This window comes from Thermus composti (assembly GCF_014647535.1).
Lineage (GTDB): Bacteria > Deinococcota > Deinococci > Deinococcales > Thermaceae > Thermus > Thermus composti.
The window spans coordinates 25,394-48,962 of the sequence record NZ_BMPJ01000004.1 but is presented as its reverse complement, the minus strand read 5'-3'; the positions used below and the strand labels follow the sequence as shown (position 1 = coordinate 48,962).

Annotated in this window: 23 protein-coding genes, 1 tRNA gene and 1 riboswitch; of the genes, 10 read left to right on the top strand and 14 right to left on the bottom strand. The window is 68.9% G+C overall.

Translation table 11 applies throughout. From position 1 onward, the window contains the following. Positions 1 to 14: 14 nt before the first annotated feature. The 9 genes from murJ to IEX93_RS02360 form a co-directional block, all read right to left on the bottom strand. Positions 15 to 1,481 carry a murein biosynthesis integral membrane protein MurJ gene (gene murJ, locus IEX93_RS02400; RefSeq protein WP_188846084.1) on the bottom strand — a complete coding sequence of 489 codons (1,467 nt, stop codon included), beginning with the start codon at positions 1,479 to 1,481 and terminating at the stop codon, positions 15 to 17. Beyond that, on the bottom strand, positions 1,471 to 2,532 hold the full coding sequence (locus IEX93_RS02395) for a PDDEXK family nuclease (protein WP_188846082.1): 1,062 nt from the start codon (positions 2,530 to 2,532) through the stop codon (positions 1,471 to 1,473). Before IEX93_RS02395 ends, murJ begins: the two co-directional genes overlap by 11 nt. Positions 2,533 to 2,563: 31 nt before the next feature. Then, positions 2,564 to 2,651, bottom strand: a tRNA-Leu gene (locus tag IEX93_RS02390). 14 nt (positions 2,652 to 2,665) lie between these two features. Next, entirely contained in the window at positions 2,666 to 3,817 is a 1,152-nt protein-coding gene (locus tag IEX93_RS02385; protein ID WP_188846080.1) for an LCP family protein, read from the bottom strand. A 35-nt stretch (positions 3,818 to 3,852) separates the two neighbouring features. After that, complete coding sequence (locus IEX93_RS02380) at positions 3,853 to 5,181, bottom strand: S8 family peptidase (RefSeq protein ID WP_188846078.1); 1,329 nt, start codon at positions 5,179 to 5,181, stop codon at positions 3,853 to 3,855. A gap of 35 nt (positions 5,182 to 5,216) precedes the next feature. After that, entirely contained in the window at positions 5,217 to 6,014 is a 798-nt protein-coding gene (locus IEX93_RS02375; protein WP_188846077.1) for an ABC transporter substrate-binding protein, read from the bottom strand. Next, positions 6,011 to 7,249 carry a histidinol dehydrogenase gene (gene hisD / locus IEX93_RS02370; protein WP_188846074.1) on the bottom strand — a complete coding sequence of 413 codons (1,239 nt, stop codon included), beginning with the start codon at positions 7,247 to 7,249 and terminating at the stop codon, positions 6,011 to 6,013. Before hisD ends, IEX93_RS02375 begins: the two co-directional genes overlap by 4 nt. Before the next feature lie 7 nt (positions 7,250 to 7,256). Continuing rightward, complete coding sequence (locus IEX93_RS02365; protein WP_188846073.1) at positions 7,257 to 7,850, bottom strand: DUF3108 domain-containing protein; 594 nt, start codon at positions 7,848 to 7,850, stop codon at positions 7,257 to 7,259. 4 nt (positions 7,851 to 7,854) lie between these two features. Then, positions 7,855 to 8,877 (bottom strand): hypothetical protein, encoded by a 1,023-nt coding sequence (locus IEX93_RS02360; RefSeq protein ID WP_188846071.1) that lies wholly within the window; start codon positions 8,875 to 8,877, stop codon positions 7,855 to 7,857. 85 nt (positions 8,878 to 8,962) lie between these two features. On the opposite strand from IEX93_RS02360, the gene IEX93_RS02355 reads away from it, so the two are divergent. From IEX93_RS02355 to IEX93_RS02335, 5 genes are all read left to right on the top strand, one after another. Further along, positions 8,963 to 9,331, top strand: coding sequence for a hypothetical protein (locus IEX93_RS02355; protein ID WP_188846068.1), 369 nt, complete (start codon positions 8,963 to 8,965; stop codon positions 9,329 to 9,331). Further along, positions 9,328 to 9,945, top strand: coding sequence for a uracil-DNA glycosylase (locus IEX93_RS02350; RefSeq protein ID WP_188846066.1), 618 nt, complete (start codon positions 9,328 to 9,330; stop codon positions 9,943 to 9,945). Before IEX93_RS02355 ends, IEX93_RS02350 begins: the two co-directional genes overlap by 4 nt. A gap of 52 nt (positions 9,946 to 9,997) precedes the next feature. Beyond that, positions 9,998 to 10,122: riboswitch (molybdenum cofactor riboswitch) on the top strand. Continuing rightward, positions 10,113 to 10,979, top strand: coding sequence for a molybdate ABC transporter substrate-binding protein (modA, locus tag IEX93_RS02345; protein WP_188846064.1), 867 nt, complete (start codon positions 10,113 to 10,115; stop codon positions 10,977 to 10,979). Its footprint overlaps the riboswitch before it by 10 nt. Continuing rightward, on the top strand, positions 10,979 to 11,653 hold the full coding sequence (gene modB, locus IEX93_RS02340; protein ID WP_188846062.1) for a molybdate ABC transporter permease subunit: 675 nt from the start codon (positions 10,979 to 10,981) through the stop codon (positions 11,651 to 11,653). Before modA ends, modB begins: the two co-directional genes overlap by 1 nt. Next, entirely contained in the window at positions 11,623 to 12,642 is a 1,020-nt protein-coding gene (locus IEX93_RS02335) for an ABC transporter ATP-binding protein (RefSeq protein ID WP_188846054.1), read from the top strand. The genes modB and IEX93_RS02335 overlap by 31 nt, the downstream gene beginning before the upstream one ends. 451 nt (positions 12,643 to 13,093) lie before the next feature. Here the strand turns inward: IEX93_RS02335 and IEX93_RS02330 are convergent, their stop codons facing one another. Further along, positions 13,094 to 13,414, bottom strand: a complete 321-nt coding sequence (locus tag IEX93_RS02330; protein ID WP_188846053.1) for a hypothetical protein — start codon at positions 13,412 to 13,414, stop codon at positions 13,094 to 13,096. Positions 13,415 to 13,461: 47 nt separating this feature from the next. Here IEX93_RS02330 and hisS point away from each other — a divergent pair, with 47 nt between their 5' ends. From hisS to asnS, 5 genes are read left to right on the top strand one after another with little or no spacing between them, the layout of a single operon-like run. After that, positions 13,462 to 14,718 (top strand): histidine--tRNA ligase, encoded by a 1,257-nt coding sequence (gene hisS / locus IEX93_RS02325; protein WP_188846050.1) that lies wholly within the window; start codon positions 13,462 to 13,464, stop codon positions 14,716 to 14,718. Between the two features lie 24 nt (positions 14,719 to 14,742). Further along, positions 14,743 to 16,488 (top strand): aspartate--tRNA ligase, encoded by a 1,746-nt coding sequence (gene aspS, locus IEX93_RS02320; RefSeq protein WP_188846048.1) that lies wholly within the window; start codon positions 14,743 to 14,745, stop codon positions 16,486 to 16,488. Next, positions 16,481 to 17,374 carry a PhzF family phenazine biosynthesis protein gene (locus IEX93_RS02315; protein WP_188846046.1) on the top strand — a complete coding sequence of 298 codons (894 nt, stop codon included), beginning with the start codon at positions 16,481 to 16,483 and terminating at the stop codon, positions 17,372 to 17,374. The genes aspS and IEX93_RS02315 overlap by 8 nt, the downstream gene beginning before the upstream one ends. Next, complete coding sequence (locus IEX93_RS02310) at positions 17,371 to 18,189, top strand: HAD family hydrolase (RefSeq protein WP_188846044.1); 819 nt, start codon at positions 17,371 to 17,373, stop codon at positions 18,187 to 18,189. Before IEX93_RS02315 ends, IEX93_RS02310 begins: the two co-directional genes overlap by 4 nt. Positions 18,190 to 18,199: 10 nt before the next feature. Next, a complete protein-coding gene (gene asnS, locus IEX93_RS02305; RefSeq protein WP_188846042.1) occupies positions 18,200 to 19,519 on the top strand; it encodes an asparagine--tRNA ligase in 1,320 nt (439 codons plus the stop codon). Here asnS and pdxT read toward each other — a convergent pair. The 4 genes from pdxT to pdxS all read right to left on the bottom strand — a co-directional run bounded on the left by pdxT (position 19,516) and on the right by pdxS (position 23,549). Continuing rightward, positions 19,516 to 20,094, bottom strand: coding sequence for a pyridoxal 5'-phosphate synthase glutaminase subunit PdxT (gene pdxT, locus IEX93_RS02300; RefSeq protein WP_188846040.1), 579 nt, complete (start codon positions 20,092 to 20,094; stop codon positions 19,516 to 19,518). The two genes, asnS and pdxT, sit on opposite strands and share 4 nt — an antisense overlap. Before the next feature lie 132 nt (positions 20,095 to 20,226). Further along, a complete protein-coding gene (locus IEX93_RS02295) occupies positions 20,227 to 22,284 on the bottom strand; it encodes a heavy metal translocating P-type ATPase (RefSeq protein WP_188846038.1) in 2,058 nt (685 codons plus the stop codon). Positions 22,285 to 22,315: 31 nt separating this feature from the next. Continuing rightward, the gene (locus IEX93_RS02290; RefSeq protein ID WP_188846036.1) at positions 22,316 to 22,687 is read right to left on the bottom strand and encodes an ArsR/SmtB family transcription factor; all 372 of its coding nucleotides are present in this window, start codon (positions 22,685 to 22,687) and stop codon (positions 22,316 to 22,318) included. Continuing rightward, complete coding sequence (gene pdxS, locus IEX93_RS02285; protein ID WP_188846035.1) at positions 22,668 to 23,549, bottom strand: pyridoxal 5'-phosphate synthase lyase subunit PdxS; 882 nt, start codon at positions 23,547 to 23,549, stop codon at positions 22,668 to 22,670. The genes IEX93_RS02290 and pdxS overlap by 20 nt, the downstream gene beginning before the upstream one ends. Between the last annotated feature and the right edge of the window lie 20 nt (positions 23,550 to 23,569).

Genomic DNA, 23,569 nt, shown 5'->3' with positions numbered 1-23,569 from the left:
AGACCCCGGCCCCTCTAAAGCCCTTTGGGGAGGAGGGCCCTAAGGGGAAGGCCCAGGAAGTGCCCCGCAAGCAGGAAGGCCAAAACCCCCCCCGCCCCGCCCAGGGCCAAGGGGAGGAGGGCCTCGAGGGGAGTTGCCGCCGGGAAGCGCCCGGCGAGGGCGAGGCCGGGAAGGGCCGCAAGAAGCCCCGCCCCGTAGGCCCGGAGGAGGTAGCCCAAAAGGAAGGAAAGCCCCACCCCCTCCCGGGCAAGCCGCGCACGGTAGAGGCCAAACCCTACCCACCCCGCCAAGGCGGTGGCCAGGTTCAGGGCGAAAAGCCCGGCGTCCCGAAGGAGCCAGTAGCCCAGGGTGTTCAGGAGAAAGACAAGGGCGCTCGCCAAAACCGCCTCCCGCACCCGCCCCAGGGCGTAAAGCCCCCGGAGGAGGAGGGTGTTCACCCCCCAGGGCAGCACGGCAAGCCCCATGGCCGCCAGGACCTCCCCGCTATAGGCCCGGTTCTCCGGGGTCAAGGGGCCGAAAAGGCCGAAGAGGAGGACCACCACGTAAGGGGCAAGGCCCAGAAGGAGCCCCCCAAGGAGGGCCAAAAGGAGGGCAAGCCGCTTGAGGGGGCCTTCCAAAAAGCGGGCGAGCTTGCTTCCCCTTAGGGCGCTCATTCTGGGGAAAAGGGCGATGGCGGGGCTCGTAGCGAAGAGGCCTAAGACCATCTGGAAGACCACCTCGGCGTTGTAAAAACCGGTGACCGCGGCTGGGGGGTAGCGGGTGAGGATGTGGGTGAGGACCAGGTTCAAAAACTGCCGCAAGGAAGTGGTGAAGGCGAAGGGCCCCATGCGGAGAAGGGCCGTGGCCATGGCGGGGTGGAGGCGCCACTCCAGGCGGAAACCCCTAAGGAAGGGCACCTGCACCAAAGCCTGGAAAAGCCCCCCCAAAGCCACGGAAAGCCCCAAGAAGGTGGGGTCCCCGGGGAAGAGGGCCATGAGGAGGATGGCCACCAGGTTGAAGGCGATGGGCCCCAGGGCGTAGGGCAAAAAGCGCTCCTCCGCCTGGAGGAAGGCGGAGAAGAGGGCGGCCATGGAGATGCCGAGGAGGAAGGGAAGGAGAAGCCGCGTGAGCCAGACCACCTGGGCGAAGGCCTCAGGGGCCCTTAGGTGGCTTCCCTCCGCCACCAAAAGCCCCGCCACCCAAGGGGCGAGCAGGTAGCCCAGGCCCAGGACCAGGAGGTTCACCCCGAGGAGGAAGGCGGCGAAGCGGCGGGCGAAGGCCTGGGCCTCTTCCGGGGGGAGGTTTTTCAGGATGGGGATGAGGGCGTTTTGCACCGCCCCTTCCGCCAGGAGTTCCCGAAGGAGGTTCGGCACCCGGTAGGCCACGTTGAAGGCGTCCTTGAGGACGTCGGGGTAAAGGGCGTTGAAGACCGCCTGGCGGACGAGGCCCAGGACCCTCGAGGCCAGGGTCCCCCCCATGACCAGGAGGACCTTACGGAGCATGGGCCTCCAGGACCTCCTGGAAAGCCTCCACAAAGTTCGCCTGGTTGACCACGGTGAGGCCGTGAAGGGCGGAAAGTTCCTTGGCTCGGGCCTTGTCCATGCCCAAAAGGACCAGGAAGCTTTCCCGGGCGGAAAGGCCCAGCACCTTCTTGAGCCCGGCGTACTTGGCGATGTGGGCCTGGAAATCCCCGGTCTTGGCCTCAAACCAATAGACCCGCTCCCCCACCCGCACCAAGACGTCCAGCTCCATGGCCTCCCCGTTGGGCAGCGTCACCTGGTAGCCCTGGGCCACCTCGTGGGGAAGGTTTCTGGAGCGGAGGAGCTTCCTAAGCTTCTCCGCCACGTACCGCTCCAGCCACCCCCCGGTGAGGAAGTTCTGCACCCAGCCCTCGGTGCTGGCCTTGGCCCTAAGGAGCCGGTCCTCGCTCTTGTAGCGGTAGCTGGTGAGGAGGGCGTACTGCTTGAGGAGGGTGCAGAACTGGGTGGTGTTGGCGATCTCCTCCGGGGGGGCCTCACTCAGGGAAAGCTCAAACTGCCGCTTGGTGGAGAGGCTCTGCTTTAACCGCTCGTAAAGGCGCTCCAGGCTGGGGTAGCGGTCCCCCAGGTAAAGGGCAAGCCGGGTGAGGACCCGCTCCTTCTCCTCCTCCTCGGGCTCGGGCTTGCGCAAGAGCTGGATGCCCCGCTCCTTCAGCCACTCCTCCAGGGTGAAGGCCCGCTTGGGCTTTGCGGGCTCCTTGGCCTCGGGAAGGGGCTTGGGGGCCTCCCGCAAAAGCCGCCACATCTCCCCCGCCAGGGCGAAGAAGCGGGCCCGGACGGGGTCTTCCTGGAGCTCAAGCCCCGGGGGCACGAGCCCCGAGCGCAAGGCTTCCACCAGCCAGGCCTCCAGGGCCTCCTTGAGGGCCTCCCGGGCAGCCTCGAGGTGGGAAGCCTCCACCTTCAGGCCGAGCTCGGGGAGCTCGGCGGAAAACCGCCCCGGGCCTAAAAGGTCGTAGCGGGCCTGAGCCAGGGTCCTTTCCAGATAACGGGTGAGCACGCCCACGGGGCTAAGCATACAAAAATCCCCGGGAAAGCCCCAGGGAAAGTGGTGCCGGGGACGGGACTCGAACCCGTACGGGGGTTACCCCCCAGCGGATTTTAAGTCCGCAGCGTCTACCGTTCCGCCACCCCGGCGGACCTTCCTTATGCTAGCGGGGAAGCCCCTCCCTGCCAAGGCGGAGGGTGAGGTCCGCCCCCAAGACCGCCTCCCCCGAAACCCGGTAGGGCACCCCAAGGGCCTCCCCCAAGGCCTCGGCCAGGGCCCCGGGGCCGTTTTCCAGGACCTCGGTGCGCTCGGGAACCAGGTCCACGGGGTGAAGGAGGACCCTAAGGCCTAAGGCGCGAAGCCTCTCCTTGGCCCCCTCCACCAAAGCCTCCTGCCCAGGGCCATAGACCAGGGCCACGAGCCGGCCCTCCAAGGTGGCCTCCTCCCCCAGGGCTTCCCCTTGGAAGTAGAGGGCCAAGAGCCTCCCCAAGGCCTCCCGGTCCACCGCCCAGCCCCCACCCCCAAAGCGGCCGGGAAGGAGGAGGCTCACAAGCCCGGGCCGCTTCATGGCGAAGCCCAAAACCGCCCCTCGCTCCTCACGGGTGAGATCGGTGCGCACGTAAGGCTCCACCGCCGCCACCGCCCGGGGCAGGCGCCAGATCCCCGCCGGGGAGAGGACCTGTTCCCTTAGGGCGTGGAAGAAGGCCTGCTGCCTTTGGATGCGGCCGATATCCCCCAGGGCGTCCTTGCGGAAGCGGAGGTACCCTTCCGCCTCCTCCCCGTTTAAGACCTGGCAGCCAGGCTTTAAGTCTATGGCAAGCCCTGCCGCCCTATCCTGGTAGCGCATGGGCTTTTCCACGCAGACCCGCACGCCCCCCAGGGCGTCCACCGCCTTGCGCAAAGCCTCCGTGCTCACCACCACGTAGCGCTCGGGCCGCACCCCCACCAGCTGCTCCACCGCCTGCTTCATGAGCTCGGGGCCGCCCAAGGGGCTATAGGCGTTCACCTTGTGCCAGCCGTACCCCGGCAGGGCCACCCAGGTGTCCCGGGGGATGGAGAGGACCACCGCCCGGTTCGCCTTGGGGTCCAGGCGCACGAGGAGGATGGCATCCGCCAGGCCCCTAAAGCGCTCCGGGGCCCTTTTGTGGTAGCCGGAATACTCGGGGCTAGAGCCGTAGACGAGAAGGGTCAGGGGCTCCTTGAGGCCAAAAGGGTTGGGGAAAGCCCCCTGGCGGAGAAGGGGCCCCAAAAGAGGAAAGGCCCAGACCCCAAAAAGCAGGGCCAGGGCTAGAAGGAAAAGCGCCACCCGACGCACGAAGACCTAGTGTAGCCCCCTTTGGGTGAGGCGGATTAGGGGAAGCAGGAGGTGGTGTCGGTCATCACCCGGTCGGCCCGGACGAGGCCGAAGCCGTAGCCGGTGTCGTGCCCCGGGGGGCCCAGGTCCTCGGCGGTGGCGGTGAGGCACTGGTAGACCTGGTCCGGGCTGGGCCAGGCCTTGCGCTCGCTGGCGTACTTGCTCATGTAGAGGGCCACCACACCGGCCACCATAGGGCTGGCGAAGGAGGTGCCGCTGGCCTGGCCGTCGTCATCGTTCGGGAAAAGCACGGTCACGCCTTCCCCCGGGGCCACCAGGTCCAGCTCGGGGCCGCAGTTGGAGAACTTGGACTTGGCCTTGCTGTTGTTCACGGAGCCCACGGCGATCACCGCCGGGGAGGAAGCGGGATAAAGCACCCCGTCCACCCCATCGTTGCCCGCCGCCGCCACCAGGACCACCCCTTGGGAGCGGGCCTGCCGCAGAGACTGCTCCAACTCGGAGTCTTGCCTTAGACGTCCCAGGGAGATATTGATCACCTTTGCCCCCTGCTGGACCGCAAGGTCCACGGCGTCTTTTATGTCAGCCGTGGTAATACTTCCGTCAGCCAAGCGGGCCACCTTGAGGGGAAGAAGCCTCCCGTGCCAGGTGACCCCAGCCATGAACTGACGGTTATCGGTCTCGGCTCCCAGGACCGAGGCCACAGCCAGGCCGTGGCTAAAGGGGTTTTGCGTATCCCGGGCGCTAGGGGTGTCGTCGGTAGGGTCCGGATCCCCGTCAGCGACATCCAGGTTCACCCCGGGCGGGAGGTACCAGCGGCTGGAAAGGTCCTGGTGAAGCAGGTAGCCCGTGTCCACCACGGCCACGATGAGGTTGGCGTCGCCCGTGGAGTAATCCCAAGCCCCTTCCAGACCCACAAGGCCGTTGAGCTGGCTCTTTTGTTGCAAGCGGTACAAGGGGTCCGATGGAATCCTGAGAGGGAAGTAGAGATAGTTGGGCTGCACCCACCGGGCCCCCGCCCGCAATAAGGCCTCGGCCTTCGCCCGCTCCTCTCCTGGAGGCACCCGCACAAGGAGGGACCCCCCACGCAAGCGACGCAAGGGCTCTACCCCCTGGACCCGCACGGATAGCGCCTGAGGGGAAAGCCCTTCTCCGGCAACCAAAAGCTCCCCCGGCACATGGGGGGCGGAGAAGTCGCCGAGGCCTTGGGGAAGGGTCCAGGAGGCCTCGAGGCCTTGGGTCTTGAAGCCCTGCCCCGTGGCCGTGGGGGTGCAGGTGTCCGCTGAGGAAGGAGGGGGCGGGCTTTGCATGCAGGCCCCCAAAAGCAAGGCCAAGGCCGCGCCCAGGCCAAAGAGGTAGCGCCTCATGGGGCTTACTCTACCCCATTCCCAGGGGGGCGGCCTTAAGCCTGGGCTAAGGTTTCCTCCACCCTCTGGGCGAGCTTCTCCAGGAAGCCGAAGAACATGGGCCCGTAGTGGGCGAGCTCGTCCCCGTCCGTGGCGGCCACAAGGAGGTCCCAGCCCCTTTCTTGCGCCAGGGCCCTGGCCTTCTCCAAAGGGTTTTTGCCCCAGGGCTTGGGCTCGTAGAGGAAGAGGTCGGGCTTCCGGCGCTTGACCTCCTCCAGGTCGGGCGGGAAGTAAGCCTGGGGCACGTCCAGGAAGATGGGCTTCAGGCCCAGGTGCAAGAGGGCCTGGGCGATGTAGCTTCCCCGGCCCACGGTGATGGGCCCGCCCAGGTCCATCTCAAAGTAGACGGTGAGGTCAAAGCGGCCCCTTAGGGCGGCGTAGCGGACCGAAAGCTCCTGGGCCAGGGCCACGGCCCTTTCCTCCAGGTCCAGGAGGTGGCCCAGGGTGGAGAGGTTTTCCAGGATGCCGTAGGGGCTCGTGGGAAGGGGCACGGCGTAGACGGGGAAGCCCTCCTCCTTGAGCCTAAGGGCCTGCTCCCGCTGCACCCCCGTGGAGAGGAGGACGAGGTCGGGCTTTAGGCTCTTTAGGAGCTCGGTGCGGGTCTTGGTGTAGGAGGCCACCACGGGGAGGGAAAGCACGGGGGCCGGGCGGTGGCAAAAGGCGCTCCGGCCCACAAGCCTTTCCCCCACCCCCAGGGCGAAGAGGGCGTCGGTGAGGTTCGGGGCCAGGGAGACGATGCGCAAAAAGCGGTCGGGAAGCTCCAGGGGGCCCAAAAGCTCGTGGAAAAGCCTCATCGCCTGAGGTCCAGGGAACGGGCGTGGCCCTCCAAGCCCTCCGCCCGGGCCAAAAGCGCCCCTTTCTTGGCGAGCTCCCGGGCCGCGCCCTCGGAGAGCCCCACCACCGGGATCACCTTAAGAAAGTCCCGCACCGCCACCCCCCCCTGGAAGCGGGCGGTGCCCGAGGTGGGCATCACGTGGCTGGGCCCGGCGATGTAGTCCCCCAAGGCCTCGGGGCTTCCCTCCCCCAGGAAAACGCCGCCTGCGTTTTCCACCCGGCCGAGCCAAGGAAGGGGGTCGGCCAGGGCCAGGCAGAGGTGCTCGGGGGCGTAGAGGTTGGCGAGTTCCAAGGCCTCTTCCAGGTCCCGGGTGAGGACGAGCCCCCCCCGCTCCAGGGCCTTTTTGGCGATCTCCGCCCGGGGCAGGTCCTGAAGCTGGCGGTAAAGCTCCGCCTCCACCCGCTCCAAAAGGGGCAGGTCCGGGGAGAGGAGCCAGGGCTCGGAGTCGGGGCCGTGCTCCGCCTGGGCCAGGAGGTCGGCGGCGAGGAGCCTGGGGGAGGCGGAGCCGTCCGCCACGATGAGGGTTTCCGTGGGGCCCGCCAGGCCGTCTAGGCCCACCACCCCGTAGACCAGGCGCTTGGCCGCCACCACGTAGGCGTTCCCCGGGCCCACGATCTTGTCCACCCGGGGAACGCGCCCCGTGCCGTAGGCCAGAGCGGCGATGGCCTGGGCCCCCCCCATGGCGAAAAGCCGGTCCGCCCCCGCCACCCAGGCGGCGGCCAGGATCCCGGGGTGGACCCTGGGGGGGCTTGCCACGATGACCTCCCGCACCCCGGCCACCTTGGCGGGGACCACGGTCATGAGGAGGGTGGAAAGGAGGGGAGCGCTGCCCCCGGGGACGTAGACCCCCACCCGGGCCAGGGGCCGGACCAGCTGGCCCAAGACCCCGCCCTCCTCGGCCCTCAAAAACCCTCCCCGGGCCTCTTCTCGGTAGAAGGCCTCAATCCTCTCTTTGGCCGTCTCCAAGGCGTCCCGGAGGTCCGGGTCCAGGTCCTCGTAGGCCTCCCGCCAGGCCCTTTTGGGGATCTCCTCCACGGGGTGGCCGTCCAGGTCCAGGCTCAGGCGGTTCAAGGCGGCGTCCCCCTCCTCCCGGACCGCCTCGAGGATCCCCCGGACGATCTCCTCCACCGTGGGGTCAAAGGCGAGCCCCCGGCGGGCGAAGCGCTCCCTCACCTCCTCGGCGCGGTAGATCATGCCTCCACTATACCCAGCGGTGGCGCTTCCTAACCTCTTCCACGCCCTCCAAAACCGCTTCAAACACGTGGTCCCCCACCTGCTGGGCCACCCGCACGGGAAGCCCCTCCTCCAGCTGGACCAGGGAGAGGCCCGGGCGGAGGCGGAAGTGGGCGCGAAGCCTCCCCTCCACCTCCACGTCCGCCAGGCGCTCCACATAAGCCCGCCCCCCCGGCATGGGAAAGCGGGCCACCTCCCCCGGCGCCAAGGAAAGCCGGGGGAGGTAGAGGAAAAGGGAAAGGGGATCGTGGTAGGGGGTGAGGTAGGGCAGGGCCAGGCTCTCCTGCCCCTGGCTCACCAGGACCACCCCCTCCTCCTCCAGGCGCTCCACGGTGAAGACCCGCACCTCCCGCCCCTCCACCCGCTCGGCGAAGTAGCGGGAGTAGCCCTCGAGGTCGGTCTCCGTCTGCCAGCGGATCCGCACCTTGGGCAGGGGCAGCCGCACCTCCGCCTGCAAAACCGCCCTCACCCCCTCCCCCCAAGGGCGCACCTCCAGGCGCCCCTCCCCAGCGGCCTCCCCGGCGAAGAGGTAGCGGTAGCGGTAAAGGACGGGCCCCGTCATGCCCCTAGCGTACCTTGATGGTAAGGGGGGGGCCGGGCACCTCCAGGAGGTAGTCCACGGGCTCCCGCCCCGGGACCCGGATCCGCAGGCGGTAGACCCCCGGGCGGTCAAACTCCACCCGGCCCGGGGCGGTGAGGAGAACCCCGGGGGCCATGCGGGAGCCCTCGGGGGCTTCCAGGAGCTCCACCACCGCTTCCTCGGTGGGGGGGTCGGTGCGGAACTCCATGGTGTAGACCTCGGGGGAGGCCCCGGGCCCCGGCCAGGCCAGGAAGTAGGCGGCCACGCCCAAAAGGGCGAGGAGGAGGACCACCCCAAGGCCCATCCCCCGCCCCCTTCGCCGGGGCGGCTCCACCACCGGGTAGGGGGGCTCGGGATCCTCCTCTATCCGGATCACCTTGGGGCGGCTTTGGGGCAGGGGGGGCTCCTCGGGAAGGGCCTTCTCCTCGGGCTCCACGGGGAGGGTCTTGGGGGCCTCCGCGTGGACCTCGAGGACCTTGGGGCCCTCGGCCTCTTCCTGCAGGGCCTCCAGGGGAGCCTCCCCCCGGGCCACCCTTTCCAGGACCTCCTTTAGGGGAAACTGGGGGAACCTCTCCCCCGCCAAGGCCTCCGCCAGGCGCAAAAGGGCAGGCCCCGGCTCCCCCTCCAAGGCCTTGGCCCCCACCCCAGCCAGCCAAACCCGCTTCCCCTTGACCAAAACCAGCTCCGGGATGGGGGCGTGACGCACCCCCTTTTGGGCCAAGGAAGCGAGGGTCTTGGCCAAGGCCTGGACCCAGACCCTAAGCCGGTCCAGGTCCGCTACCCCCAGGTACTGGCTCAGGGGCACGGCCCCGATGGGCCAGTCCAAAACCCACCCCCCCTCCGTCCGTTCCACCAGGGCCAGGAGGCCTTCTCCCTCCAAAGGCTCCCCCTCGGCCCCTTTGAGCACCATCACGGGCATACCCGTGCGGGTATCCTGCCCCTCGTAGGCGATCAAGGTTGCGTGGCGCACCAGCACCCGGCGCAACCAATAGTGGCCCAAAACCTCCATCCCTCCAAGTATACGCAGCCCCCCATGAGGAGGCTTATAATCCTGCAAAGGAGCAAGGCCTGCGTGGGCCGGAAAGGAGCGGGGCATGGAGTTCAAGATCACGCTGACCACGGAGGAGATCGTTCGGGGCTTGAAGCACTACCGCCGCATCGCCAAGCAGGACATCCTTAGGGCGCCGGAGACGCCGAACCCCGAGGTCTTCCGCCGCCACGCGGAGGCGCGGCGGGAGGTCTACGCCAAGCTGGCGGAGGTGGCGGAGGCCGAGGGCCCGGAGGCCGTGGTCCGGTACGCCTTGGAGCTTTACAGGTCCCTGCCCTTCGTCACCGGCACCCCGGAGGACGCCTACCCCGAGATCAAGGGCCAGGAAAACGCCCTGGAAAACTTCTTCCTCATGATCGGCCTGGACCCCAAGACCCGCCGGGAGGCCCGCAAGGCCCGGAAGCCCTTGCAATGACCCTGGAACTCCTTCAGGCCCAGGCGCAAAACTGCACCGCCTGCCGCCTCGCAGAGGGCCGGACCCGGGTGGTCTTCGGGGAGGGGAACCCCGACGCAAGGCTCATGATCGTGGGGGAAGGCCCGGGGGAGGAGGAGGACAAGACGGGCCGCCCCTTCGTGGGCAAGGCGGGGCAGCTTTTGAACCGCATCCTCGAGGCCGCCGGCATCCCCAGGGAGACCGTCTACATCACCAACATCGTCAAGTGCCGCCCCCCCCAGAACCGCGCCCCCCTTCCCGACGAGGCCAAGATCTGCACGGACAAGTGGCTCCTCAAGCAGATTGAGCTCGTGGCCCCCCAGATCATCGTCCCCTTGGGGGCGGTGGCCGCCGAGTTCTTCCTGGGGGAGAAGGTCTCCATCACCAAGGTGCGGGGAAAGTGGTACGAGTGGCACGGGATCAAGGTCTTCCCCATGTTCCACCCCGCCTACCTCCTAAGGAACCCAAGCCGGGCCCCGGGAAGCCCCAAGCACCTCACCTGGCTGGACATCCAAGAGGTCAAGCGGGCCCTGGACGCCCTCCCGCCCAAGGAGAGGCGCCCGGTGAAGGCGGTGAGCCAGGAGCCCCTCTTCTAAGCGTCCGCACGGGGGTGGGCCCCTCCTCCCGCCCACGGGAGGGGTCTTGGTAGGATGGCCTTGCCTCCGAGCCCGGAAAGACCCCCTGGGCCTTTCGGGCCGGGCCCACGGGCCCCGGGGTGGCGGGGGCAACCCCGCCGCCTGCCGCGGTCGCAAAGGAGGTGCGCATGGGAAGACGCTTGCTGGCCCTTCTCCTCCTCTTCCTCCCCGGCCTCGCCCAAAAGGTGCGGGTGGTGGCGGCCTCGGACCTCCAGTACGCCCTCGCGGAGGTCGCCCGGGCTTTTGAAGGGGCCAACCCCGGGGCGAAGGTGGAGCTCATCTTCGGCTCCTCCGGCAAGCTCTACGCCCAGCTCATCCAGGGCCTCGAGGCCGACCTCCTCTTCTCCGCCGATAGCCTCTACCCCAGGCTCCTGGAGGAAAAGGGGCTGGCGGAGCCGGGCACCCGGCGGCTTTACGCCCTGGGGCGCCTGGTCCTCTGGTTGGACCGGAGGCTGGGTCTAAAGCCGGGGCCCGAGGCCCTCAAGGACCCCCGGGTCACCCAGCTCGCCCTGGCCAACCCCGTCCACGCCCCCTACGGGCGGGCCGCCCTTACCCTCCTGGAACGCTACGGCCTCCTCCGGCGTAAGGACCTCCGCCTGCCCGGGACGGACAAGCCCTTCCCCGCCCTAAGCTGGGCGGAGATCCCCTTTGAGCGCCTGACCGGAGGGGTGGAGGCCTACTGGGACACCACCCCCCTCCAAACGGGCAAGCCCCGTTTTGGGTTCGTCTACGGGGAGAACATCGCCCAGGCTGCCCAGCTTTCCCTCACCACGGGCGCCGGGATCCTGGCCCTGCCCCTGGCCGTCCACGAAAGCCTTTCCCGCCCCGGGGTCTACTGGGTGGCCCCTTGGGGCAGCCACCTGGCCCTGGAACAGGGCTACGTGGTGCTCAAGGGGCGGGCGAGGCCCGAGGTCCTGGCCTTCCACCGCTTCGTGGCGGCCCCGGAGGGACGGGCCATCCTCAAGCGCTACGGCTTCCTGCTGCCAGGGGAGTGATGGACCCCCTCTTCTGGGACGCCCTCTTCCTCTCCTTTCGGGTGGCCGCCCTGGCCTCGGGGATCCTCCTCCTTGGGGGCACACCCCTCGCCTGGCTCCTCGCCTTCCGCCGCTTTCCCGGGAAGGCTTTGCTGGAAGCGGTCTTCCTCCTCCCCCTCGTCCTGCCGCCCACCGTCTTGGGCTTCTACCTCCTCCTCTTCCTGGGGCCCGAGGGGCCGTGGGCGAGGCTTGTGGGCGTGTCCTGGGCCTTTCGCTTTGAGGGCCTGGTCTTCGCCAGCGTCCTCTTCAGCCTCCCCTTCGCCCTCACCGCCTACCGGGAGGCCTTCTTGAGCCTGGACCCGAACCTCCTGGAGGTGGCCCGCACCCTGGGGGTCCCCCGCCACCGGATCCTCGCCCGGGTGGTTCTCCCCCTGGTCTGGCCCGGCCTCCTCTCCGGCACCCTCCTCGCCTTCGCCCACATCCTGGGGGAGTTCGGGGTGGTCCTGATGGTGGGGGGCTCCATCCCCGGGAAGACCCAGATGGTGAGCATCTACCTCTACGACCTGGTCCAGGCCCTGCGCTTTGAGGAAGCAGCCCGGGCGAGCCTCGTCCTCCTGGGCTTAAGCCTCTTCCTCCTCGCCCTGGTGCGGGCCCTGGAAGGGAGGTGGCGCGCTTGGAGGTCCACTACCGGCTGACCCGGCCCATCCCCCTCGAGGCCCGCTTCCAGGTGCAGGGCTTCACCGTGCTCTTGGGAAGAAGCGGGGCGGGCAAGACCAGCCTCCTCAAGGCCCTGGCGGGCCTCCTCCCCGCAGAGGGCACCCCCTTCGCCGGCCTTCCCCCGGAAAGGCGCCCCGTGGGCTATCTGCCCCAGGACCTCGCCCTCTTCCCCCACATGACCGCCTGGGAGAACGTGGCCTTTCCCCTTAGGGGCAAGGACCGAAAGGCGAGGGCCCTCGCCCTCCTCGGGCGGGTGGGCCTTTTGGGGGAGGCCCACAAGCGGCCGGGGGAGCTTTCCGGGGGGCAGAGGCAACGGGTGGCCCTGGCCCGGGCCCTGGCCCGCAAGCCCGAACTCCTCCTCCTGGACGAGCCCACGAGCGCCCTGGACCCCCTCACCAAGCACCAGGTCCTGGCGGAGCTTGTGGACCTTATCCGCAAGGAGGGCCTGCCCACCCTAGCGGTGAGCCACGACCCGGAGCTTGCGAGCCTCGCCGACTGGCTCGTGGTCCTCGAGGGGGGCCGGATCCTCCAGGAAGGCCCCCCGGAGGAGGTCCTCGCCGCCCCGCGCACGGCCAGCGCGGCGCGGCTTCTGGGCTATGAGAACCTCTTCCCCGCCCGGGTGGTGGAAGGCGGGGTGGAGGCGGAAGGCGTCCGCCTCCGCCTCCCCCTTCCCCCCTGGGCCCGGCCGGGGGGGCGGGTGTACGTGGGGGTGCGGGCGGCCGAGGTCCTCGTGGTGCGGGAGGACCTCCCCCCACCCCCGGAAAACGTCCTGGAGGGCCTACTGGAAAGCCTCTATCCCCAGGGCCTGGCCTACCGGGGGCGCTTCCAGGGTCCCCTGGCCCTCACCCTCCTCCTCCCCCGGCACGTGCAGGCGCGGCTCCACCTGGCGCCCGGGAGGCGGATCAAGGTGGTCCTGAAGCCCCGCTACCTCCACCTGATGCCGGGCGAGGCGGAGGAGGTCCCCTAGGGGAAGGCCCATCTTGTTGCGGAGGCTTCGGAGGGCGAACCGGGCCTGGTCCCGGGAGGCCCCGAGGACGGAAGCCAGGGCCTTGGGGCTTGGGGCCACCCCCTGGCCCAGGGCCCATAGGAGGCGGGCCTCGAGGGGAGAAAGCCTAAGCCCCACCCGCCCCAAAAGCCCATGGGGAAGGGTCCTGGGATCGTCCCCTCGGGTGAGGAACGCAAGCTTCCCGGGGTCGTAAACCCGAAGCCCCCAAGGGGTGGGCCAGAACCAGACCCGGCCCTTCGCCCAATGCCTTAGGTCCGCCAAGGGAAAACCCGCGTCTATGTTCCAGAAAACTTCCCATCCCGCCCGGGAAAGCGCCCTATGGATGGGCGCATAAAGGGCGAGCTCCCTCGTCCAAACGCTAACCCGCATGGCCACCTCCTTTCGTCCTTGGCCCGAACCGATCCCAACGCCGCTAGGCCAAGGCGGAAGGAGGGGCCCTGGGGGCCAGGGCCCGGGGCGGGGGGGCGGGGTGGCCCGCCTCCTCCAGGGCCCGGACCTCGAGGAAGGGCAGGGGCCGGGGCGGGGCGGGCGGGGCGATGGGGGGCGCGCCCGGGGCCACCTGCAGGCCGCAGAGGGGGCTATGCTGGACCTTCTCTTGGGCGGCGCGGCAGTCGGCCTTGAGGGCCGGGTTCTGCCGCTCCATGAGGTAAAGCTGCAGGGCCACCCCGGTGGAGGCGGCGAGGGTGAGGAGGAGGTAGAGGAGAACCAAGACCCCCTTCCCCTTCCCGGCCATGAGGGAAGGATAGCACCCCAAGCCCCTAGCCCGTAAAGTGGAAGGGTATGGCCGTCCGGGGAACCAAAGACCTCTTCGGCAAGGAGCTCAGGCTCCACCAGCGCATCGTGGCCACCGCCCGCAAGGTTCTCGAGGCGGCGGGGGCCTTGGAGCTCATCACCCCCATCTTTGAGGAGACCCAGGTGTTTGAAAAGGGCGTGGGGGCCGCCACGGACATCGTGCGCAAGGAGATGTTCACCTTCCAGGACCGGGGCGGGCGCTCCCTCACCCTCCGCCCCGAGGGCACCGCCGCCATGGTGCGGGCCTACCTGGAGCACGGGATGAAGGTCTGGCCCCAGCCGGTGCGGCTTTGGATGGCGGGGCCCATGTTCCGGGCCGAGCGCCCCCAGAAGGGGCGGTACCGCCAGTTCCACCAGGTGAACTACGAGGCCTTGGGCTCGGAAAACCCCATCCTGGACGCCGAGGCCGTGGTCCTCCTCTACGAGTGCCTGAAAGAGCTTGGCCTCAGGCGCCTCAAGGTCAAGCTCTCCTCCGTGGGGGACCCCGAGGACCGGGCGCGCTACAACGCCTACCTACGGGAGGTCCTCTCCCCCCATAAGGAGGCCCTCTCCGAGGACTCCAAGGAGCGCCTGGAGCTCAACCCCATGCGCATCCTGGACTCCAAGAGCGAGAAGGACCAGGCCCTCCTCAAGGAGCTCGGGGTGAGGCCCATGCTGGACTTCCTGGGGGAGGAGGCCCGGGCCCACCTGCGCAAGGTGGAGCGCCACCTGGAAAGGCTTTCCGTCCCCTACGAGTTGGACCCCGCCTTGGTGCGGGGGCTGGACTACTACGTGCGCACCGCCTTTGAGGTGCACCACGAGGAGATCGGAGCCCAGTCCGCCCTGGGAGGCGGGGGGCGATATGACGGGCTTTCCGAGCTCCTGGGCGGGCCCAGGGTCCCCGGGGTGGGGTTCGCTTTCGGGGTGGAGCGGGTGGCCCTGGCCCTCGAGGCCGAGGGCTTTTCCCTCCCCGAGGAAAGGGGCCCCGACCTCTACCTCATCCCCCTCACGGAGGAGGCGGTGGAGGAGGCTTTCTACCTGGCCGAGGCCCTGAGGCCCCGCCTCCGGGCCGAGTACGCCCTCGCCCCCAGGAAGCCGGCCAAGGGCCTGGAGGAGGCCCTGAAGCGGGGGGCGGCCTTCGCCGGCTTCCTGGGGGAAGACGAACTCCGGGCGGGGGAGGTGACCCTAAAAAGGCTCGCCACCGGGGAGCAGGTGCGCCTAAGCCGGGAGGAGGTTTCGGGCTACCTCCTCCAGGTCCTCGGGTGAGAATCCGGTAAGCTTGGGAGGATTATGCGCCGCACCCACTACGCCGGAAGCCTGAGGGAAGAGCACGCGGGGCAGGAGGTGGTCCTGGAGGGCTGGGTCAACCGCCGCCGGGACCTCGGGGGCCTCATCTTTTTGGACCTCAGGGACCGGGAGGGCCTGGTCCAGCTCGTGGCCCACCCCCATAGCCCCGCCTACGCCACCGCCGAACGGGTGCGCCCCGAGTGGGTGGTGCGGGCCAAAGGCCTCGTCCGCCTCCGCCCCGAGCCCAACCCCCGCCTGGCCACAGGAAAGGTGGAGGTGGAGCTTACGGCCTTGGAGGTCCTGGCCGAGGCCAAGACGCCCCCCTTCCCCGTGGACGCGGGCTGGCGGGGAGAGGAGGAACAGGAGGTCTCCGAGGAACTCCGCCTCAAGTACCGCTACCTGGACCTGAGAAGGAAGCGCATGCAGGAAAACCTCCGCCTGCGCCACCGGGTCATCAAGGCCATCTGGGACTTCCTGGACCGGGAGGGCTTCGTCCAGGTGGAAACCCCCTTCCTCACCAAGAGCACCCCGGAAGGGGCCCGGGACTTTTTGGTCCCCTACCGCCACGAGCCCGGCCTCTTCTACGCCCTGCCCCAGTCCCCCCAGCTTTTCAAGCAGATGCTGATGGTGGCGGGGCTGGACCGCTACTTCCAGATCGCCCGCTGCTTCCGCGACGAGGACCTAAGGGCCGACCGCCAGCCCGACTTCACCCAGCTGGACCTGGAGATGAGCTTCGTGGAGGTGGAGGACATCCTTGTCCTCAACGAGCGCCTCATGGCCCACGTCTTCCGGGAGGCCTTGGGGGTGGAGCTTCCCCTTCCCTTCCCCAGGCTTTCCTACGAGGAGGCCATGGAGCGCTACGGCTCCGACAAGCCCGACACCCGCTTCGGCCTGGAGCTCAAGGAGGTGGGCCCCCTCTTCCGCCAGGGGGACTTCCGGGTCTTCCGGGAGGCGGAAAGCGTCAAGGCCCTGGCCGTCCCCAAGGCCTTTTCCCGCAAGGAGATCGCCGAGCTGGAGGAACTGGCCAAGCGCCACAAGGCCCAGGGCCTCGCCTGGGCCCGGGTGGAGGAGGGAGGCTTCTCGGGGGGGGTGGCCAGGTTTTTGGAGCCTGTTAGGGAAGCTCTCCTAAAGGCCACCCAAGCCCAGATGGGGGACACCCTCCTCTTCGTGGCCGGGCCCCGCAAGGTGGCGGCCACGGCCCTGGGGGCGGTGCGGCTTAGGGCGGCGGACCTCTTGGGCCTAAAGCGGGAAGGGTGGGCCTTCCTCTGGGTGGTGGACTTTCCCCTTTTGGAGTGGGACGAGGAAAGGGGGGGGTGGACCTACATGCACCACCCCTTCACAAGCCCCCACCCCGAGGACCTGGACCTTCTGGAAAAGGACCCCGGGCGGGTGCGGGCTTTGGCCTACGACCTGGTGCTCAACGGGGTGGAGGTGGGCGGAGGGTCCATCCGCATCCACGACCCCGCCCTCCAGGCCCGGATGTTCCGGATGTTGGGCATCGGGGAGGAGGAGCAAAGGGAAAAGTTCGGGTTTTTCCTCGAGGCCCTGGCCTACGGGGCCCCGCCCCACGGGGGGATCGCCTGGGGGCTGGACCGGCTCCTCGCCCTCATGACGGGAAGCCCCTCCATCCGCGAGGTCATCGCCTTCCCCAAGAACAAGGAGGGCAAGGACCCCCTGACCGGGGCCCCGAGCCCCGTGCCCGAGGAGCAGCTTAGGGAGCTGGGGCTTCAGGTGATCCGCCATGGCTAGGATCCCCTACGCGCTGGTAGACGCCTTCAGCCCTGCCCCGGGGGCGGGGAACCGGGTGGCCATCGTCTTGGACGCCCGGGGGATGGGCCCGGAGGAGATGCGTAGGATCGCCCAGCGGTTTCCCGAGTGGGAGACCGTCTTCCTCACGGAAAGAAGGGAGAACGCCTTCGGCGTGCGCTTCTTCGCCCCGGGGGGAGAGGTGGAGTTTTCCGGCCACGCCGCCATCGCCCTGGGCCTGGCCCTAGCCCGCCTGGGCCTCGTCCCCGAGGGAACGGGAAGGCTCTTCCTCCACACCCCGGGCGAGGTCCTCCCCGTGGAGCTAGAGCACGAAGGCGGCCTCCCCAAGAAGGCCTGGGTGCGGGGTCCGGTGCCCCGGTTCCGGGACCCCCCCGCCTACCGGGCGCTGGCGGAGGTCCTCGAGGCCCTGAGCACCGACGAGCGCTACCTCCACCGGGGCCTCCCCTACGGGGTGGCCTACACCGGGCTTTGGAGCCTCTTCGTGCCCCTCGTCGCCCCCGGGGTGGTGGACGCCCTGGAGCCGGAGATGGCCCTTTTGACGGAGCTTTCCCGGAGGCTGGACGTGGCCACCGTCCACGCCTACGCCCCCATGGGCCCGAGGAGCTTCTACGCCCGGGACTTCGCCCCCCTCCTCGGCATTCCCGAAGACCCGGTCACGGGCTCGGCCAACGCCGCCCTAGGAGCCCTCCTCGCCCGGGCGGGGGTGGTGCCGAGGCGGGAAGGGCGGGCGCACCTCACCATCTACCAAGGCCACCGCCTGGGCAACCCCGGCCTCGTGGAGGTGGTGGTGGAGTACAGCCCCACCGGCACCCCCTACAGCGTCCAGATCGGGGGGGAGGCGGCGATCGTCCAAACGGGGGAGCTTTGATCCGGCTGGTCTTCGTGGACGTGGACGGCACCCTGGTGGGGGAAAAGGGGGTGCCCCCTTGCGTCTGGCCCGCGGTGGAAAAGGCCCGGAGGAGGGGCCTCCGCCTTTCCCTCCTCACAGGCCGCCCGGGGCGGGGCGAGGCCTTAGCCCTAGCCCAAAGGCTTGCCCCGGAAGGGCTTCACGTCTTTGAGTCGGGAGCGGTGGTCCTGGCCCTCACCCAGGACCCCCACGAACCCCCGGTTAAGCCCCTCCGGGTGGAGGCCTTGCCCCTCGAGGCGGCCCAAGAGGCGGTGCGCCTCGCCCGCAGGCTCGGCCTACCCCTGGAGGGCTACACCGCCGAGGGCGGCTTCTATGTGGAAGGGGATAGCCCCCTCCTAAAGGCCCACCAGGCCCTTTTAGGGGTGGAGGCGGAAGGGGCGGACCTCCTCCGGCTTGGAAGCCCCCTCGTCCGCCTCCAGGTCCTGGCGGAGGCCCACGCCCCCCTGGAGGTCTTCCTGGAGGGCCTCCCTCCCGGGCTTGCCGCCCACGTGGCGGAAAGCCCCAAGATGCCCGGGGTGCGCTTCGTCTCCCTCACCAAGAAGGGCGTGGGCAAGCTCTCCGCCGCCCGCTTCGTGGCCGAGGCTTACGGCCTCTCCTTGGAGGAGTGCGCCATGGTGGGGGACGGGGAAAACGACCTGGAGGTGATCCGGGCGGTGGGCCTCGGCATCGCCATGGGGAACGCCCCCGAAAGGGTGAAGCGGGCGGCCCAGAAGGTGGTGGCCCCGGTGGAGGCCTGCGGCCTGGCGGAGGCCCTGGACCTCCTGAACCCCCCTTAGACTAGGGAGGATGCGACGGGTCTTCATTGAGGAGATCGCCCGGTACGAGGACCAGGAGGTGGAGCTAAGGGGTTGGCTCTACCAGAGGCGCTCCAAGGGCAAGATCCACTTCCTCATCCTCCGGGACGGCACCGGCTTCCTCCAGGCCACGGTGGTCAAGGGGGAGGTCCCCGAGGAGGCCTTCCAGGAGGCCGACCACCTGCCCCAGGAGACCGCCCTAAGGGTGTGGGGCCGGGTGCGGAAGGACGAACGGGCCCCAGGGGGGTTTGAGCTCGCCGTGCGGGGCCTCGAGGTGGTGAGCCTCCCCCAAGGGGAGTACCCCATCGGCCCCAAGGAGCACGGCATAGACTTCCTCATGGACCACCGCCACCTCTGGCTCCGCCACCGCCGCCCCTTCGCGGTGATGCGCATCCGGGACGAGCTGGAAAGGGCCATCCACGAGTTCTTCGGGGAAAGGGGCTTCCTCCGCTTTGACGCCCCCATCCTCACCCCAAACGCCGTGGAGGGCACCACGGAGCTCTTTGAGGTGGAGCTCTTTGACGGGGAGAAAGCCTACCTCTCCCAGTCGGGGCAGCTTTACGCCGAGGCGGGGGCCTTGGCCTTCGGCAAGGTCTACACCTTCGGCCCCATCTTCCGGGCGGAGCGCTCCAAGACGCGGCGCCACCTCCTGGAGTTCTGGATGGTGGAGCCCGAGGTGGCCTTCATGACCCACGAGGAGAACATGGCCCTCCAGGAGGAACTGGTGCGCTACCTGGTGGCCCGGGTGCTGGAACGGCGCGCCAGGGAGCTGGAGATGCTGGGGCGGGACCCCAAGGCCCTGGAGCCCGCCGCGGAAGGGAACTACCCCCGGCTCACCTACAAGGAGGCGGTGGCCCTGGTGAACCGGCTTAGCCAGGAAGACCCCGAGGTCCCCCCTCTCCCCTACGGGGAGGACTTCGGCGCCCCCCACGAGGCCGCCCTAAGCCGGCAGTTTGACCGCCCCCTCTTCGTGGAGCGCTACCCCGCCCGGATCAAGGCCTTCTACATGGAGCCGGACCCCAATGACCCCGAGCTCGTCCTAAACGACGACCTCCTCGCCCCCGAGGGCTACGGGGAGATCATCGGAGGAAGCCAGAGGATCCATGACCTGGAGCTTCTTAAGCGCAAGATCCGGGAGTTTGGCCTCCCCGAGGAGGTCTACGAATGGTACCTGGACCTCCGCCGCTTCGGCAGCGTCCCCCACTCGGGGTTCGGCCTGGGGCTTGAGCGCACCGTGGCCTGGATCTGCGGCCTAAGCCACGTGCGGGAGGCCATCCCCTTCCCGAGGATGTACACGAGGATGCGCCCCTAAAAACCGGCAAGCTCCAGGAAGTAGCGGTGGAGCCTAGGGTCCTCCGTGAGCTCGGGGTGGAAGCTGCTGGCGAGCACCTTCCCCTGCCGCACCAAAACGGGGAGGCCCCCAAGCTCGGCCAGCACCTCCACCCCCTCCCCCAGCCGGCGGAAAACGGGGGCGCGGATGAAGACCCCGTGGAAGGGCTCGGAAAAGCCCCGGATGAAGAGGTCCTCTTCAAAGCTCTCCACCTGGCGGCCAAAAGCGTTCCGCTCCACCGCCACGTCCAAGACACCCAGGCGGGGTTGCTCGGGGTAGCCTAGGATCTCCCGGGCAAGCCATATGGCCCCGGCGCAGGTGCCAAAAACCGCCAGGCTCCCCTCCGCCACCCGTTGCCGCACGGCCTCCTCGAGGCCATACTCCCGGGCCAGCTTGCCGATGGTGGTGGACTCCCCGCCAGGCACGATGAGGGCCTTGAGCCCCTCCAGGTGCTCCTTCTTCCGCACCTCCTTTGCCTCTATCCCCAGGCGCTTAAGCGCCTCCTTGTGCTCGCGGAAATCCCCCTGTAAGGCCAAAACGCCAACCACGCCCCTCATCCTGGACTTAGGCTCCCGCCCTGTCAAGGGAAGCCCCCCGCCAGAAGGGAAGCGGAGGGCACCCCCACCTTGGCCTCACTCGCAAGGAACTGCTCCAGAAGCCTGGGATACCTGCGCCTGGGCATGGGTCAACTATACTCTGCTCCTCAGGAGGCGCAAGCTGTTCGCCGTCACCAGCACCAAAGCCCCGCTGTCGGCCAAGACGGCGGGCCAAAGCCCCGTAAGCCCCAGGAGGGTGCTCAGGAGGAAAACCCCCTTAAGGCCCACCGCCAGGGCGATGTTTTGCCGCACCACGGCCATGGTCATGCGGCTTAAGCGGAAGGCTCGAGGCAGGGCGTCCAGTCCCAAGAGGCCCACATCCGCCGCCCGCAAGGCCGCCTCCGTCCCCTCCACCACCGCCAGGCCCACGGTGGCCCGGGCCAGGGCGGGGGCGTCGTTCACCCCATCCCCCACCATGGCCACCCCGCCTTCCTGGGCCAACGCCTCCACCGCCCGAAGCTTGTCCAAGGGGGAAAGCCCTGCCCTAATCTCTTCAGGCTTTAGCCCTAGGGCCTTGCCCAGGGCCAAAGCCGCCTCCTCCCGATCCCCCGTGAGGAGGTGAAGCCTTAGGCCCAGGGCGCGCAGCGCCCGTAAGGCCGCCTGGGCCTCTTCCTTAGGCGTGTCTTGGAAGGCAAAAACGGCCAAGGCCCTCGTCCCTTCCACCAGGAGGGAAAGGCTATGGCCTTCTTGGGCCAGCTCCCGCACCACCTCCGCCACCTCCTTGGGGAGGGGCACCGCCTCGGGGCGCACGAGCCCCACCTCCCTCCCCTCCACCCAGGCGAAGGCACCCAAGCCGGGCTCCGTCCGGTGTCCTTCGGCCAAGGGTGCCCTCACCTCCGGCGCGGCCTCCCGCACCGCCCGGGCCAGGGGATGGCTCGACCCCTCGGCCACCGCCTTGGCCAGGGCCAAGGCCTCCTCCTCACCTATCCCAAGGGGCACCACCCGCACCAGCCGGGGCCGGCCGAGGGTGAGGGTGCCGGTCTTGTCCAGGGCCAGGTGGCGCACCGAGGCCAGCCGCTCCAGGGCCGCCCCGCTTTTGAAGAGCACCCCTGCCCGGGCACCCCGGGCCACCCCGGCGGCGATGGCCGCGGGCACCGACACCACCAGGGCGCAGGGGCAGGCGATGAGGAGGAGGGCCAAGGCCTTGTAGAGGTGGCCCAGGAAATCCCCCTGAAAAAGGGGAAGCACCAGGGCCACAAAGCCCGCCAAGAGGAGGACGGCGGGGGTGTAGCGGCGGCTGAAGGCGTCCACCACCCGCTCCGCCTGGCTCTTCTTAAGCAAGGCCTCCTCCGCCAGGCGTTCCATCTCCGCCAGGAAGCCCTCCTCGGGATGGCGCTCCACCTTTACCACCAAGCTCCCCTCCTGCACCAGACTGCCCCCGTAAACCCGGTCCCCTATCCCCTTGGGCCTAGGCAAGGGCTCCCCGGTGAAGGCGGCCTCCTCCACGGAAGCCTGTCCAGACACCACCACCCCGTCGGCCGGTACCCGCTCCCCCGGGGGCACCCTCACCAGGTCCCCCACCCTCAAGGCCTTAAGGGGTACCTCCTCCACCCCACCCTCCTTCAGGCGGTAGGCCCGCCTGGGAAGAAGCTCGGAAAGGGCGTAAAGGGACCTGCGGGCCTGGGCCACGCTATAAGCCTCCAGCACCTCCCCCACGAGGAAGAGGAAGACCACCAGCGCCGCCTCGGCCTCCGCCCCGATGAGCATGGCTCCCAGGGTAGCCAGCGTAACCAGGGTTTGGATGCTGAAGGGGTTTTGCCGGAACGTAGCCACCGCACGACGAGCCAGGGGGAAAACCCCTATCAAGGCCGCCAGCCGATAGCCCCAAGGGGCTAGGCCGGGGAGGAAGAGCGAAGCCAAAAAGGCCGCCAGGAGAAGCCCTCCGGAAACCAAGGCCCAGCGCCAGGGCCCAGGTAACCCCCCTTTCTCCTCCCCTTCCGGACGGAGGCGGTACCCCAGAGCAGAAAGGGCCCGGGCGGCCTCCTCCTCCGCCTGGGGGACCTCCAGTTGGAGGTAGGCCTTGCCGCTTTGGAAGCTCACCTCCGCCTTGACCACCCCAGGGACCCGGTTCAGGGCATCTTCCACCTTCCGGGCGCAATCGGCGCAGTCCATGCCCTCCACCCGGAAAACGCGCACCTTAGGAGCCTCCATGCCCCTAGGGTAGCATCACTTGAGCAAATGGTCAAGTGTTTTCTTCTGCGTGCTCCAAGGCCAGCTCCAACAGGCGGGCCACATGGGCGTCGGCCAGGCGGTAGTAGACCTGCTTCCCCTCCCGGCGGAAGGCCACCAGCCGGGCCTGGCGGAGGAGCCTGAGCTGGTGGCTCACCGCAGAAAGGGAAACCCGGGCCAAAAGGGCCAGGTCGCACACGCAAAGCTCCCCCGCCCCTTTCAGGGCTAGGAGGAGGCGCATGCGGGTGGGGTCGGAAAGGGCCTTGAGGAGGAGGGCGGCCTCCTTGACCACCCGCTCCTCGGGCAGGGCGGCGCGGGCCATCTCCACCCGCTCGGGGTGGACCTCGTAAACCCCGCAGACCGCCCTACCAGCCCCGCTTGGCAAGCCGCTCCTCCTCCTTGAGCTGGTCCAGGTTGATGCCCACCATGGGCTCGCCCAGGTCCTCGCTGACCTCCGCCAGGACCTCGGGGTCGTTGTAGTGGGCCACCGCCCGCACGATGGCCCGGGCCCTCTTCCTGGGGTCCCCGGACTTGAAGATGCCGCTTCCCACGAAGACCCCGTCCATGCCCAGGTGCATCATGAGGGCGGCGTCCGCCGGGGTGGCGATCCCCCCGGCGGCGAAGTTCACCACGGGCAGGCGGCCGTGCTCGTGAACCCACTTCACGAGCTCGTAGGGTGCCCCGATCTCCTTGGCGTAGGCCATGAGCTCGTCCTCCCGGAGGGACTGGACGTAGCGGATCTCCTTCCACATGGTGCGGGCGTGGCGCACCGCCTCCACCACGTTCCCTGTGCCCGCCTCCCCCTTGGTGCGGATCATGGCCGCCCCCTCGGCGATGCGCCTCAGGGCCTCCCCCAGGTTCCTGGCCCCGCAGACGAAGGGCACCTTGAACTTCCACTTGTCAATGTGGTGCTCCTCGTCCGCGGGGGTGAGGACCTCGGACTCGTCAATGAAGTCCACCCCGATGGCCTCGAGGATCATGGCCTCCACGAAGTGGCCGATCCTTACCTTGGCCATGACGGGAATAGACACGGCCGCCATGATCTCCTTGATGATCTTGGGGTCGGACATGCGGGCCACGCCCCCCTGGGCGCGGATGTCCGCCGGCACCCTCTCCAGGGCCATCACCGCCACCGCCCCCGCCTCCTCGGCGATCACCGCCTGCTCCGGGGTGGTCACGTCCATGATCACCCCGCCCTTGAACATCTCGGCGAAGCCCGTCTTGATCTGGAAGGTTCCCTTCTCCATGCCGCCCTCCATCCTTAAGC